We start from the raw sequence: 14,831 nt of genomic DNA, 5'->3' as shown, positions 1-14,831 counted from the left end.
GTTTGTCTTGAACGAGATTCTTCACGCGCTTTTCAGCACACAAGGCTTTGTCCTCGGCACGCTGGTGCCATTCCTCTTCGTGCTGACCGTGGTCGTGTTCGTCCACGAAATGGGCCATTACCTTGTCGGGCGCTGGTGCGGCATCGGCGTCAGGGCCTTCTCGATCGGCTTCGGCCCGGAACTCTTCGGCTTCAACGACAGCCACGGCACGCGCTGGAAACTGTGTGCGATACCGCTTGGCGGCTATGTCAAATTCGTCGGCGACATGAACGCCACATCGAGCCAGCCGACGTCGGAAGAAATTGAAACGCTGACCGCGGAAGAGCGCAAGGTCGCCTTCCACACGCAGCCGATCTGGAAGCGCGCGGCAACGGTGGTGGCCGGACCGCTGTTCAATTTCCTGCTGACGATCGTCGTCTTTTCCGTGCTGTTCACCGCCTATGGCCGCTATGTCGCCGAGCCGATGGTGGCCGAGGTGACCGCCGACAGCCCGGCGGCGAAGGCCGGCATCCTTCCCGGCGACCGATTCGTCAGCGTCGACGGCAACAAGGTCGAAACCTTTGGCGACGTTCAACGCCTGGTCTCGGGCCGTGCGGACGACGCAATCACTTTCGTCATGCTGCGCGACGGCCGGGAGGTCACTGTGACCGCGGCACCGCGGCTGATGGAACAGGAAGACGCGCTCGGCAACAAGGTCAAGGTCGCTGTAATCGGTGTCGTCAACAACAAGGAACTCGGCCAGCCACGGCTCATCACCTACACGCCTGTTGGAGCTGTCGCGGCAGCGGTCGAGGAAACCGGTCACGTCATCCAGCGCACCGGCCAGTTCCTGCAGCGCTTTGTTGTCGGGCGCGAAGACAAATGTCAGCTGGGCGGCCCGGTGAAGATCGCCGACATGGCGGGCAGGGCTGCGAAACTGGGATTCGAATGGCTCGTGCAGCTGGTTGCACTGCTATCCGTTGGCATCGGAATTCTGAACCTTTTGCCGATTCCCCCCCTCGACGGCGGTCACCTCTTGTTCTACGGGGTGGAGGCTGTCATTCGCCGTCCGGTGTCGGAACGGATGATGGAAATGGCCTATCGGGCCGGGTTGCTTCTGGTGCTGTGCTTCATGGGGTTCGTTTTTTGGAACGATCTGTTTGGGTGCTGAAATCATGAAGAAATTTGGCTTCTGCATGGACGATGTTGAGACGCCGTTTACCATGCAAGGGGATATGAGTGACGCGAAAGCCACGCCGCAGGGTTAAGTAAATACAAATTAACCAGAAGCCTTGCGTGTAGGGAAAATCCGGTTAATACGGTAGGGGAAATTACCGCACGTCCGGTTTTCTCGCCGTGGGGACTACGAGAAAAGGTTATTAAGCCCGATGAAGGCAGCATCCAAGTTTCTAAGCGCCGCGTCCGCGGTGACCCTGTCCGCGGCCATGGTCGTGCCAGGCGCGCTCGCAGTGCAGTTCGTTGCCACATCGGCGGCTGAAGCCGCTGTCGTCAGCAGAGTCGAAGTAAGCGGCAACCAGCGTATCGACGCTGAGACCATCCGCAATTACATCACCATCAAGCCTGGCAAGGCTTTCTCCAGTTCCGATATCGACGGTGCGGTCAAGGCACTGTTTGGCACCGGCCTGTTTTCGGACGTGCAGATCAACCAGGTCGGCTCGACGCTGGTGGTCAAGGTTGCCGAGTATCAGGTTGTCAACCAGGTGCTGTTCCAGAACAACAAGAAACTCAAGGACAATGCGCTCGCGGCGGCGGTGCAGCTGAAGCCGCGCGGAACGTTCTCGCAGGCGACGCTCGATGCCGACGTGGAGTCGGTCAAGGCTGCCTACAAGCGCATTGGTCGCGACGACGTGACCGTGACCACGCAGGTCATGCAGCTTGGCGACAATCGCGTGAATGTGGTCTTCAACATTGCCGAAGGCGATCGCACGCAGATCGCGGCGATCAATTTCGTCGGCAACAGCGCCTATTCCAGCCGCCGCCTGTCGGATATCATCAACACCAAGCGTTCGTCCTGGGTTTCCTTCATCCTGCGCGACGACGTCTACGACGACGACAAGCTGCGCGCGGACCAGGAGCTGCTGCGCCGCTTCTACTACAATCACGGCTATGCCGACTTCCAGGTCGTGTCCGCTGTCGGCGAGCTTGACAGCGCGACAAACAAGTACACGGTCACCATCACCGTCCAGGAAGGCGACCGCTACACGTTCGGCGATGTCAGCGTCGAGAGCACGATCCCTGAAGTCGACGGCAAGTCGCTGGAATCGGTGATCGAGACCCACAAGGGTGACGTCTACAACGCCAAGAACGTCGAGGATTCCATCATCGCGCTGACCGAGAAGGTGGCCGGTTCCGGCTATGCCTTCGCGCAGGTCACGCCGCGCGGCGACCGCAATTTCGAGAACCACACCATTTCGGTGGTCTATACGATCGACCAGGGCACCAAGGCCTATATCGAGCGCATCGAGATCCGCGGCAACGATCGCACGCGCGACTATGTCATTCGCCGCGAGTTCGACGTCAGCGAAGGCGACGCCTTCAACCAGGTGCTCATCCAGCGCGCGAAAAAGCGCCTGGAAAACTTGAATTACTTTGAGAAAGTCGACATCTCGACTGTGCCGGGTTCGCAGCCCGACCAGGTCGTTCTGGTGGTCGACGTGGTTGAGAAGTCGACCGGCGAGTTCTCGGTGGGTGCTGGTTATTCGACCGGTGGCGACACGGCCGGTCCGTCGGTCGAAGGATCGGTGACCGAGCGCAACTTCCTCGGCCGCGGCCAGTTCATCAAGGTGTCTGCGGGCGGCGGCAAGAATTCGCGCGACTACAGCCTGTCCTTCACCGAGCCTTATTTCCTCGGACGGCGCATCGCCGCCGGTTTCGACATCTTCAAGCAAACCCGGAACTACGATCATTACGACAGTGACACCACGGGTGCGACCGTGCGTTTCGGCCTGCCGATCACCGACAGCATCACGACGCAGCTAGCTTACAACATCTCGCAAGAGAAATATAAGCTGGATGATGATTGCGTGACCGGTGGCATTTATGATCCCCTTAAGTGCAATGTTTCCGACGCTATCCTGGATGGCATAGAGCAGAGCCCATGGATCAAGTCTTCGGTTAGCCTGGGATTGGTCTACAACACCATCGACGACATGAAGAACCCGCACGAGGGTATCTACGCCACCACGACGGTGGAAGTTGCGGGTCTCGGTGGCGATGCAAAGTTCGTGAAGGTCACGGGGCGAGGCAGCATCTACCAGACGCTGTCGGAGCAGTATGATCTGGTCGGACTTATTTCGGGCGGCGCCGGTCATGTCGAAGGCTACGGCGGCGACGGCGATCTGCGCGTGTTCGATCACTTCCAGAGCAGCGACCGCATGATCCGCGGCTTCGCCTACGGCGGCATCGGTCCGGTCGACAACGACGGCGCTGGCGACCATCTGGGCGGCACGACCTATTTTAACGCCTCGGCGGAAGCCCAGTTCCCGCTTCCGGTCGTTCCAGAGAGCTTCGGCCTGCGTGGCGCGGTCTTCGCGGATGCGGCCACGCTCTACGGCAGCAAGGTTGCCAACGACTTGGTCGACCAGTCGACTGTGGGCATGAAGCTGCGCGCTTCGGTCGGTGTTGGCTTGATGTGGGCGTCGCCGTTCGGTCCGATCCGTATCGACTACGCGATCCCGGTCAAGAAGGAAGCGTCTGACGACGTGCAGGAATTCAACTTCGGCATATCGACCCGCTTCTGATCGGCGGCCAACGATGCTCCCGGGTCCTCAGGGTCCGGGAGAAATGTTCCGACCTAGCTGGATATAGCTTCTGGAATGACCGATCCGGTGTTCTTCGCGCCATCACGCCGGTATACGGCGGGCGAAGTCGCGAATCTGACCGGCTCGGTGCTTGTCGATTCCGGCCACTCCAATATTTCGATCGAAGCACTCGCGCCGGCCAGCGAGGGCGGCGAGAATGCGCTCGTCTTTGTCGACGGCAAGCGTAATTCCGCGCTGATGCCGTCGCTGCGGGCTGCCGCGGTCCTGTGCCCGGCGGAATTTGCCGGCAAGGCGCCGGCAAGCGTTGCCGTTCTCATTCATCCGCGCCCGCAACAGGCCTTTGCGCTGATCGGGCGTCTGCTGTTTCCGAGGGCGGCGACACCAGGGCCGATGACCAGTGAAACCGGCGTCTCGCCGCACGCTCATGTCGATGCGACCGCGCATGTCGAAGCCGGTGCCGTCATCGAGGCCGGCGCGGTTATCGGGCCAGGCGCTTCGATCGGCAGCGGTACTGTCATCGCCCCGAATGCGGTCATCGGACAATCCTGCCAGATCGGCCGCGACGGCTATGTCGGTCCGGGCGCCAGCATCCAGTATGCCTTGATCGGCAATCGCGTCATCATTCATGGCGGCGCCAGGATAGGCCAGGATGGTTTTGGGTTCGTCGGCGGGGCCAAGGGTCCCGAACGCGTGCCGCAGATCGGTCGTGTCGTTATCCAGGACGACGTCGAGATCGGCTCCAACACCACCGTCGATCGCGGCGCCATGTCCGATACGATCATCGGCCAAGGCACCAAGATCGACAATCTCGTGCAGATCGCCCATAACGTCCGCATCGGCCGCAATTGCATAATAGCCGGGCTTTCGGGTATTTCGGGTTCTGTGGTCGTGGGTGACAATGTCACCATGGGCGGCGGCGTGGGGCTTGCGGATCACCTGACGATAGGGACAGGGGCCAAGCTTGCCGCCAGAAGTGGATTTATGAGCAATGTCCCTGCAGGCGAGATCTGGGGCGGCTATCCTGCACAGCCGATGGCGGAAGCCATGCGGGAGATAGCCATGCTGCGCAAGCTCGCCAGGACCCGCAAACAGGGCGAGGGAGGCAATGGCTGACATGATCGCGTCGACGACGCTGGAAGCGGTCGACATCATGGGGCTGATGAAGCTCCTGCCGCACCGCTATCCGTTCCTGATGATCGATCGTATCGTCGACATCGATGGTGACGAATCCGCCATCGGCATCAAGAACGTGACCATAAACGAGCCGCATTTTCAGGGCCATTTCCCTGAGCAGCCGGTCATGCCGGGTGTGCTCATCGTTGAGGCGATGGCGCAGACGGCCGGCGCCATCTGTATCCGCAGCCTGGGTACCGAAAAGCCGTCGCTGGTCTATTTCCTGACCATCGACAACGCCAAATTCCGCAAACCGGTCGTTCCCGGCGACCAGTTGAAGATCTATGTCAAGAAAATCAAGAAACGCGGCAACCTGCTCAAATTCGCTTGTGAAGCCATGGTCGACGGCGCCAAGGCGGCCGAGGCCGAGATTTCAGCCATGATGGTCACCAGCGACTGACGATCGAGTGCTTATGAAAATCAAGACATCCATCCATGCTTCTTCCATTGTCGAGGAAGGCGCCAAAATCGGCCAAGGTGTGCGCATCGGGCCGTTCTGCCATGTCGGCGCCGATGTGGTGATCGGCGACGACGTCGAACTGGTCAGTCATGTCTCGGTGATGGGCGCGACGTCGATCGGCGCCTCGACCAAGGTCTACCCGATGGCGACATTGGGCGCGCCGCCGCAGAACACAAAGCACAAGGGCGGCCGAACCACCCTGGTCATCGGCAGGAACTGCACGATCCGCGAAGGCGTGACGATGCATCTCGGCACCGATTCCAGCCGCGGTGAGACGACGGTCGGCGACAACGGCAATTTCCTCGCCTACGCCCATATCGCCCATGATTGCGTCGTCGGCAACAATGCGACGTTCGCCAATGGCGCAACGCTGGGCGGCCACTGCGAGGTCGGTAACAACGTCTATATCGGCGGCCTGACCGCAGTGCATCAGTTTGTCCGCATCGGCGACAACGCCTTTCTGGGCGGCTGCTCCGCGATCGTCGGCGATGTCATCCCCTTCGCCATAGCGGTCGGCAACCGCGCCAGCCTACGCGGCCTCAACATCATCGGCCTCAAGCGCTCCGGCCTGCCAAGGTCCGAAATCCTTGTGCTGCGCAAGGCTTACAGGATGATCTTCGATCGTTCCCGCACCGTTGGCGAGAACATCGAGTTCGCCAAGGCGGAGTTCGCGTCGTCGCCGACCGCCATGAAGATCATCGATTTCATCACCAGTCGCGGCAAGCGGCACTATGCTGTGCCGTCGCTCAAGGGCGGCGATGGCGACGATGTCGATGACGAAGACTGATACAGCGGCAGCGCGTCTTGATCTTCCGCCGGGCTCCAGGGTCGGCATCATTGCCGGCGGCGGCAGTCTGCCGGTCGAAGTCGCGGCCGGTTCGGCTGAACAAGGCTATCCGCCCTTCGTCATCCTGATGGAAGGCGAGGTCGACCGCATCGCGGAGCTCTCCCGATACGATCATGAAAGCCTCGCTCTGGAAGGTATAGGTTCGCTGGTCCCATTGCTACGGCGGCACCGGATCACCCATCTGGTGCTTGCAGGCGAGATCAAGCGCCGACCGCGATTGCTTGCGCTGCGCCCCAGTCTCAGCCTGCTCGCGGTAATTCCGCTGGTCGTCATGGCGCTCGCGCGTGGCGACGATGGCCTGCTGAAGGTCTTGGCGAGGGGCCTCGAAGCCCGTGGAATAAAGGTTGTGGGAGCGCATGAAATCGTGCCGAGCCTTGTCGCCGCCGAAGGCGTCCTGACCAACGCCGCGCCACAAAAGTCGGACTGGCGTGACATCGAGGCAGGCCTTGACGCAGCAAAGGCCATCGGGGCGCTGGACATCGGCCAGGCCGCGATCGCCATCGGTGGCCGGACCATTGCGCTGGAAGGCATCGAAGGAACAGCCGGATTGCTTGAGCGGGCAAAGCTTTTACGCGGCCACGGCCGTATTGCGGGCAAGACCCGCGGCGTCCTGGTCAAGTGCGCCAAGCCTGGCCAGGAACTGCGAGCGGATCTTCCGTCCATCGGCCTGCAGACGGTCGAAGCAGCGCATGCAGCCGAGCTTGCCGGGATTGCCGTCGAGGCGGGACGTTCGCTGGTTCTCGAAGGTCCTGAAACCATCGCGCGCGCCAACGCACTCGGCCTGTTCGTCATTGGCCTGCCTGCCACGACGGAGCGGCACAATGGCTGACAGGGCATTGAAGATCGCGATTGTTGCCGGCGAGGAGTCCGGCGACCTGCTTGGCGCCGATATAGTGCGCTCGCTCAGGCAGGCTGCGGGACGCGAGGTGCAACTCGTCGGCCTCGGAGGCCGTCATCTGCAGACGCTGGGACTGGTCTCGCCATTCGATGCCGGTGAGATCGCCCTCATGGGGTTCAGTGCCGTCCTGCGCGACCTTCCGCGCCTGATGCGGCGGATCAGCCAACTGGCCAAGACCGTTGCCGACGAAAAGCCGGATTGCCTCGTCACCATCGACAGTCCGGACTTTTCGTTGCGCGTCGCCAAAAAGGTGCGTGCGGCCAACCCGTCGATTCCGATCATCCACTATGTCTGCCCGAGCGTGTGGGCGTGGCGGCCGGGCAGGGCGGTCGCGATGAAGCCCTATGTCGACCACATCCTCTGCATCCTGCCTTTCGAGGTTAAGGAGTTGGAGCGGCTCGGCGGGCCACCGGGCACCTATGTTGGGCATCGCCTGACGCACGATGCGGGCTTGCTTGCTGCAGCCAAGGCGCAGGAGCTGCCACGCGACCTTTCTCCTGATCGTGTCAAAACCCTGCTCGTCCTGCCCGGTTCGCGGCGTGGCGAGGTACGGCGGCTGCTCGACCCGTTCGGCGAGACGGTGTCAATCCTGCGCGCGCGCGGCCACCGCCTGCGGCTGCTGCTGCCGACCGTCCCGCATGTCGCCGACCTCGTCAAATCTTCTGTCAACCGCTGGGATGAAAAGCCTGAGATCATCGTCTATCCCCAGCGCAAATGGCAGGCTTTCGGCAAGGCCGATGCGGCGCTGATCGCGTCCGGGACGGTATCGCTGGAACTGGCGCTGGCCGGCGTGCCGATGATTTCCTGCTACAGGCTCGACCCGGTCGCGCGCATCTTGGCGCCGTACCTCGTTTCCGTCTGGTCGGCGCTGCTGCCCAATCTCATATCGGATCGAGCGCTTATTCCCGAATTCTACGACGGCTATATCAAGCCGAACAATCTTGCCCGGCAATTGGAGGCACTGTTCGCCGACAGCGGCATGCGTGCCTGGCAGAAGGATGGATTTGCAGAGATCAGGCGGCGCATGGCTACCGGTAGACCGTCCGGCGAGATCGCCGCGCAGGTGGTGATGCGGTACGTCAAGAGAGTGAGTAGTCAGTAGTCAGTAGAAATGGTCGACTTCGCTACTCACTACTCACTATTTCCTGATTCACCGCTTTGCGATCGGCACGTAATCCCGCTCCGGTGCACCGGTATAGAGCTGGCGCGGGCGGCCGATCTTCTGGCGCGGATCCTCGATCATCTCTTTCCACTGGGCGATCCAGCCGACGGTGCGGGCGACCGCGAACAGCACGGTGAACATGGTGGTGGGGAAGCCCAGCGCCTTCAGCGTAATGCCGGAATAGAAGTCGACATTCGGGTAGAGCTTCTTCTCGATGAAATAGGAATCGGTCAGCGCGATCTTTTCCAGCTCCATGGCGATGTCGAGCAGCGGATCGTCCTTGATGCCGAGCTCGCCCAGAACCTCATGTGCCGTCTTCTGCATGATCTTGGCGCGCGGATCGTAGTTCTTGTAGACGCGGTGGCCGAAGCCCATCAAGCGGAACGGGTCGTCCTTGTCCTTGGCGCGGGCGATGAATTCGGGGATGTGATCGACATGGCCGATCTCGCCAAGCATGTTGAGCGCCGCTTCATTGGCGCCGCCATGCGCGGGTCCCCACAGGCAGGCTATGCCGGCGGCGATGCACGCAAACGGGTTGGCGCCCGACGAGCCGGCGAGGCGAACGGTCGAGGTCGAGGCATTCTGCTCGTGGTCGGCGTGCAGGATGAAGATGCGTTCCATGGCGCGCGCCAGCACCGGGTTGATCTTGTATTCCTCGCAAGGCACGGCAAAGCACATATGCAGGAAGTTGGCGGCAAAGTTCAGCTCGTTCTTCGGGTAAATGAAGGGCTGGCCGATGTGGTATTTGTAGGCCATCGCCGCGATCGTCGGCATCTTGGCGATCAGCCGCATGGAGGCAACCATGCGCTGGTAGGGGTCGGAAATGTCGGTGGAGTCGTGATAGAAGGCCGACAGCGCGCCGACCACGCCGCACATCACCGCCATCGGATGCGCGTCGCGGCGGAAGCCGGTGAAAAAGCGCGACATCTGCTCATGCACCATGGTGTGGCGCGTCACGCGGTAATCGAAATCGTCCTTCTGCGCCTTGGTCGGCAATTCACCGTAGAGCAGGAGATAGCAGACCTCGAGGAAGTCGCCATGTTCGGCCAACTGGTCGATCGGATAGCCGCGGTGCAACAGGATGCCGGCGTCGCCGTCGATGAAGGTGATTTCGGACTCGCAGCTTGCCGTCGAGGTGAAGCCGGGATCGTAGGTGAAAGCGCCGGTGGTTGAGTAGAGCGAGGCGATGTCGATCACATCAGGCCCGACCGAACCGCTTCGCACCTTGAATTCATGGGTCTTGCCGGCGAATTCAAGCGTTGCGGTGGCCTCTTGGGTCTTGCCCAAATCCAGTTTTTTCGCAGCTTCGGTCATTGCAAACTCCTTCTTGTTTCCTCATGCCGGCAAAGGCAAATTTCGCAGAGCGACACGTCGAAAATCACCGCAATGCGCGTATTCGCCACCGCATTTCAGGAGGTGCGTGCCAGATTGGGCCAAGGCCTAATGTTGCACTGCGAAACCCGCCTTTCAATGCCAATCTTCTTGGGCCAGTTTGCTCCTAATCGATTTGATCTGAGATGCGCGCCAGGCTTTCCTCGCGGCCGAGCACGGCGAGCACATCGAACACGCCCGGCGAGGTGCTTTTGCCGGTCAAAGCGGCGCGCAAAGGCTGGGCCACCGCGCCGAGCTTGTGGCTGCCGGCCGCCGCCACCTCGCGGATCGCCGCCTCCGCCGAGGCGGCTGTCCAGTCATCCGCAAGCCCGTTCAAAGCTTCGTGAGCACTGCGCAGGATCTTGCGGGCGTCATCGGTGAGCAGAAGGGCCGCCTTGTCGTCGATCGGCAGCGGTCGCGTGGCAAACAGGAAGGCCGCGCCGTCGACGAGCTCCACCAGCGTCTTGGCGCGCTCCTTCAGGCCCGGAAGCGCTGCCAGCAACTGCGCCTTGGTGCTGTCGTTCAGGCGTGCGGCGATCGCCGGGCCACCTTCGAGGTAGGGGAGGGTGGCGATGAAGATGTCGAACAGTTCGGCATCGCTCATGCGGCGCATATGTGCGCCGTTGATTGCCTCCAGCTTGGCGAAGTCGAAGCGCGCCGCGCCCTTGTTGACATCGCCGATGTCGAACCAGGAAATCATGTCCTTGATCGACATGATCTCGTCGTCGCCATGGCTCCAGCCGAGACGCGCCAGGTAGTTGAGCAGCGCCTCCGGCAGGTAGCCCATGGCGCGATAAGCCTCGACGCCAAGCGCGCCGTGCCGCTTCGATAGCTTGGCGCCATCGGCGCCGTGGATCAGCGGGATATGCGACATGGACGGCACGTTCCAGCCCATGGCGTTGTAGATCACGGTCTGGCGAGCGGCGTTGGTCAGATGATCATCGCCGCGAATGATATGGGTGACGCCCATATCATGATCATCGACGACGACGGCATGCATGTAAGTGGGATTGCCGTCAGAACGCAGGATGATGAAATCGTCGAGATCCTTGTTGGGAAAGCGCACGTCGCCCTGGACCCGGTCATGGACGACGGTCTCGCCTTCGGTCGGCGCCTTGATGCGGATGGCGCCCTTGGCGCCTGCGGGTGCCTCTGAGGGGTCGCGGTCGCGCCAGCGGCCATCGTAGCGGGGTGGCAGCCCTTTGGCTCTGGCGGCCTCGCGCATGGCCTCCAGTTCGGCTGGCGTGGCGTAGCAATAATAGGCCTTGCCGATGCGCACGAGCTCCTCGGCCACCTCGCGGTGGCGGGGCGCACGCTCGAACTGCGACACCGGCTCGCCGTCCCAGCTCAGGCCAAGCCAGGAAAGCCCGTCGAGGATGGCAGCCGTCGCGGCTTCATTGGAGCGTTCGCGATCGGTGTCCTCGATGCGCAGCAGCATCGTGCCACCGGTGTGCTTTGCATACAGCCAGTTGAACAGCGCCGTGCGCGCGCCGCCTATGTGCAAATAGCCGGTGGGCGAGGGGGCAAAACGGGTGACGACCTTGTCGGACATGGAACTCTCGGAAACCATCTGAAGCGGGGTGCGGTCGCGCGGACTTTCGCGCTTTGCGCGTTCATGTAGCATAGGGTGTCGAGGGCGCAAGGGGCAGACCCGATGGCTGGACGAGGCTGGGGCTCGGATCAGGGCGAGGACGCTGCCATTGGCGTCAGCGAACGGTCCCTGTTTGCGCCTCTGCCAGCCTCATTGCCGCCGCCGTCGCCCCTCGTGCCGGATTCCGGCAAGCTGCCCTTGCAAACGGGTGTCGCCGCCTCTGTTCCGGTTGCCGGAACCGGCAGGATCGTGCGCGTGCGCCGGCAGATCGGCCTGATATCACTGCCTCGCCTGCGCCACAGCGTGAACATGGCGGCGAGCCTGGAACTCGACCGGGGCGTGGCCTTCCTGCTGGTGCCGGTCTGCCTTGCGATCGGAGCGATCGGCTATTTTTCGCTGACGGCTGAACCCGACTTTGCGAGACCTGTCGCGGTTGTCATCCTGACGGGGATCTGTGCGCTGGTCTCGCGCTCATGGCCAAAGACCCATCTGTGTTTCATGGCGGCACTTTTGTGCGCCCTAGGACTGCTTGCTGCCAAGGTCGAGACGTGGCGTGCGGGCACACAAATGTTGGGCTCGGAAATCTCGACGCAGGTGACCGGCCGCGTCGTCTCGCTCGACCGGATGGAAACTGGCCGTATCCGGCTGACCATCGACGTAACATCGACCGCAAGACCGAAACTGCGCTATGCGCCGGAACGGGTGCGGCTTTCGGCACGCAAGATCCCGGCTGACGTGACCGCAGGCTCTCTCATCACTGGATATGCCAAGCTTTTGCCGCCGACCGGGCCGGTGCGACCGGACAGCTATGATTTCTCCTTCGACAGCTATTTTGCCGGCATTGGTGGCAGCGGATTCTTTCTCGGCAATCCAAAGCTTGTCGTCAGCGATGATGGCGACATGCCGCTGTCGGCCCGAATTTCCTCCAGCGTGGAAAATGCCCGTGAAGGCATCGCCGACCATATCAGGGCGAGCGTCGGCGGCGCCGAAGGCGAGATCGCCGCGGCGCTGATCGTCGGCGTGCGCGCCGGCATTCCCGACGACATCAATGAGGCGATGCGACGTACCGGCATCTACCACATCATCTCCATTTCGGGGCTGCATATGGCTCTGGTCGCCGGCACCATCATGGGGTTGCTGCGCGGCGCCTTCGCCTTGTTTCCCGATCTTTCCGCGCGTCGCCCGGTCAAGAAGTATGCCGCTGCCGCCGCACTGTTCTCGATCGCAGCCTACCTCGTCATCTCAGGTATCGTCGTCGCCGCCGAGCGCAGCTTCATCATGCTGGCAGTGATGCTGATTGCAGTTCTGTTCGATCGAGCAGCACTCACCATGCGCAATCTGGCGATCTCGGCGATCGCCGTCATCGTGGTGTCGCCGCATGAGGTGGTCGGCCCGAGTTTTCAGATGTCGTTCGCCGCGACCGCGGCTCTGGTCGGCGCTTATGCCGGCTGGGCGGATCACCGCGCGGGAAAAGCAAGACCGCCGCCGCCGAAGCGATCCTTGCCCGGGTTCCTGACACGAAAATTCCTGCTGGCGGCAATTGGTCTGGCCATGACCTCGATCATCGCCGGCAGCGCCACGACGCTGTTTGCCATCTGGCATTTTCAGCGTGTGTCGCCGCTCAGCCTGTTCGCCAATCTCGCGGTTATGCCGATCGTCACCGTCGTCATGTTCCTGGCCGTCGCCAGCGCGCTGCTGATGCCTTTCGGATTGGATTGGCCAGCTCTCTACCTGATGGGCAAGGGCCTGACGATGATGATCGCCATATCGGGCTGGATCTCCGAGCGTTCGCCTGTCGATGGGGTCGGGCTGATTTCGCAACAGTCGGTCCTGCTGGTGGCCATTGCCCTGGTCATCGCGACGATGGCGACGACATGGCTGCGGCTCGCGGCTCTGCCATTCGCGTTGGCAGGCTTGCTGACCGTCTCGGATACGCGCACGCCCGATGTGCTGATCTCGGAAGACGCCCGGCTGGTGGCGTTGCCGATCGGTGGCGGTGAGCTTGCCGTTAGCCGGCAACGGCCGAACGAATTCACCGTCGACAACTGGAAACGCGCGCTGACATCGGAAACCATCGTCGTTCCGGAAGTGTTCGACAACAGGGATGGGCAATTCGACGTCGCGGATGCCGTTGAGCTACCGCCGGGATCGCCGTTCTATTGCTCCTCAGGCGTTTGCGTGGCCAGGCACATGTCCGGTGCGATCATTGCCTATGTCGAGGACCGCAAGGACACCTGGAAAGCCTGCGGCTTCGCCGAGCTGATCGTCGTCAACGACGCCACCGCCTATGACGCCTGTCATAACCAACTGGTTCTCGTCATCACCAAGCGGCAACTGGCTCGCAAAGGCAGTGCCGCGGTCTTCTTCGATCGCCAATCGGCGACCACGCCGGCGACGATCAGCTTCGCGGTGGACAGCCCATATCGGCCCTGGCACACGCAACGCAAATACTCTCGCGAGGCGAGGGGGCTGGCACCCTTCAAGAAACCCGAGAAGCCAGTGGTCAACCCACAGCCGTCTCAGTAGCGACGGATCAGGCCGACGAGCTTGCCTTGCACCTTGACCCTGTCCGGCCCGAAAATCCGTGTCTCATAGGCTGGATTGGCGGCTTCGAGGGCAATCGAGGCGCCCTTGCGGCGGAACCGCTTCAGCGTCGCTTCCTCTTCATCGACCAGCGCCACGATGATCTCGCCGGGGCTGGCCGTGTCGGCGTTACGGATGATAACGGTGTCGCCGTCGAAGATGCCGGCCTCGATCATCGAATCGCCCTTGACCTCCAGTGCATAGTGCGCGCCGCCCATGATCATGTCCGGCGGCACCGAAATCGAATGCGTCTGATGTTGGATGGCATCGATCGGCACGCCGGCGGCGATGCGACCCATGACCGGGATCGAAACGGCAGAGACCGCATCGTCGTCATTGCCGGGCGAAGGCATCCGCGAAGGCGCCGGCTTGATCTGCCGGCCAAGAGCACCACCCTGACCAAGACTGCCCTGGATGACGCTTGGCGAAAACTTCTTTGCCGCATTGAGGCCTGGCGCGATGGAGTCCGGCAGCCGCAGCACTTCCAGCGCGCGGGCCCGATTGGGCAGCCGGCGGATAAAGCCGCGCTCCTCAAGGGCCGTGATCAGCCGATGAATCCCGGATTTGGAGGCAAGGTCGAGCGCCTCCTTCATCTCGTCGAAGGATGGCGGAATGCCGCTCTCCTTCAGGCGTTCATGGATGAACATCAGCAGTTCATGTTGCTTGCGTGTCAGCATGGCGGCCCCCAGGTTCCCTGAAACCAGAATCGAAAAACAAACCCAGAACAAACACTATCTGTTCCAGTTGTGTTCTGCAACCGTTTAAAGTTTAATGAATTTGTTAAGGCTGCTGAAATTATTTGGCGCTTGCCAGCGGGTTACGATCGACGGGCGCCACCTTCGGCAATGCGCCTGCTCACATTGAAATTGTTATGGTTAATGACCTGTGGCTTATCCCCTACCAAAGCTTGGCATTATCTGTCGATCGACCTCGACAAGGGGCGATTGCAACCTTCGGGACGTTCGTTGGCCGTGAACGAAACGGA

At 61.7% G+C, this 14,831-nt stretch carries 11 protein-coding genes; 8 read left to right on the top strand and 3 right to left on the bottom strand.

The window, feature by feature from the left end:
- The first annotated feature begins 7 nt into the window (after window positions 1-7).
- The 7 genes from rseP to lpxB all read left to right on the top strand — a co-directional run bounded on the left by rseP (window position 8) and on the right by lpxB (window position 8,241).
- Window positions 8-1,150, top strand: a complete 1,143-nt coding sequence (gene rseP / locus RPF88_RS09045; RefSeq protein WP_024503348.1) for an RIP metalloprotease RseP — start codon at window positions 8-10, stop codon at window positions 1,148-1,150.
- Between the two features lie 217 nt (window positions 1,151-1,367).
- Window positions 1,368-3,740, top strand: a complete 2,373-nt coding sequence (bamA, locus tag RPF88_RS09040; protein WP_027161557.1) for an outer membrane protein assembly factor BamA — start codon at window positions 1,368-1,370, stop codon at window positions 3,738-3,740.
- Between the two features lie 75 nt (window positions 3,741-3,815).
- The gene (gene lpxD / locus RPF88_RS09035; protein WP_013531754.1) at window positions 3,816-4,874 is read left to right on the top strand and encodes a UDP-3-O-(3-hydroxymyristoyl)glucosamine N-acyltransferase; all 1,059 of its coding nucleotides are present in this window, start codon (window positions 3,816-3,818) and stop codon (window positions 4,872-4,874) included.
- Complete coding sequence (gene fabZ, locus RPF88_RS09030) at window positions 4,867-5,334, top strand: 3-hydroxyacyl-ACP dehydratase FabZ (RefSeq protein ID WP_013531753.1); 468 nt, start codon at window positions 4,867-4,869, stop codon at window positions 5,332-5,334. Before lpxD ends, fabZ begins: the two co-directional genes overlap by 8 nt.
- Before the next feature lie 13 nt (window positions 5,335-5,347).
- Entirely contained in the window at window positions 5,348-6,181 is an 834-nt protein-coding gene (gene lpxA / locus RPF88_RS09025; RefSeq protein WP_013531752.1) for an acyl-ACP--UDP-N-acetylglucosamine O-acyltransferase, read from the top strand.
- A complete protein-coding gene (locus RPF88_RS09020) occupies window positions 6,168-7,070 on the top strand; it encodes an LpxI family protein (protein ID WP_442921272.1) in 903 nt (300 codons plus the stop codon). Before lpxA ends, RPF88_RS09020 begins: the two co-directional genes overlap by 14 nt.
- On the top strand, window positions 7,063-8,241 hold the full coding sequence (gene lpxB, locus RPF88_RS09015; protein WP_337122211.1) for a lipid-A-disaccharide synthase: 1,179 nt from the start codon (window positions 7,063-7,065) through the stop codon (window positions 8,239-8,241). Before RPF88_RS09020 ends, lpxB begins: the two co-directional genes overlap by 8 nt.
- Window positions 8,242-8,289: 48 nt before the next feature.
- On the opposite strand, the gene gltA is transcribed toward lpxB, so the two are convergent.
- Entirely contained in the window at window positions 8,290-9,615 is a 1,326-nt protein-coding gene (gene gltA, locus RPF88_RS09010; RefSeq protein WP_013531749.1) for a citrate synthase, read from the bottom strand.
- Window positions 9,616-9,799: 184 nt separating this feature from the next.
- Window positions 9,800-11,224: a glutamate--tRNA ligase gene (gene gltX / locus RPF88_RS09005; RefSeq protein WP_063173675.1), complete on the bottom strand. Its 1,425-nt coding sequence runs from the start codon at window positions 11,222-11,224 to the stop codon at window positions 9,800-9,802.
- 102 nt (window positions 11,225-11,326) lie between these two features.
- On the opposite strand from gltX, the gene RPF88_RS09000 reads away from it, so the two are divergent.
- Window positions 11,327-13,789: a ComEC/Rec2 family competence protein gene (locus RPF88_RS09000; protein WP_337122210.1), complete on the top strand. Its 2,463-nt coding sequence runs from the start codon at window positions 11,327-11,329 to the stop codon at window positions 13,787-13,789.
- Here the strand turns inward: RPF88_RS09000 and lexA are convergent.
- Window positions 13,783-14,523, bottom strand: coding sequence for a transcriptional repressor LexA (gene lexA / locus RPF88_RS08995; protein ID WP_013531746.1), 741 nt, complete (start codon window positions 14,521-14,523; stop codon window positions 13,783-13,785). The two genes, RPF88_RS09000 and lexA, sit on opposite strands and share 7 nt — an antisense overlap.
- Between the last annotated feature and the right edge of the window lie 308 nt (window positions 14,524-14,831).

The organism is Mesorhizobium sp. ISC11 (genome assembly GCF_037162595.1).
In the GTDB taxonomy this organism is placed as follows: Bacteria; Pseudomonadota; Alphaproteobacteria; order Rhizobiales; family Rhizobiaceae; genus Mesorhizobium; species Mesorhizobium ciceri.
This window is presented reverse-complemented; position numbering and strand designations above follow the sequence as displayed.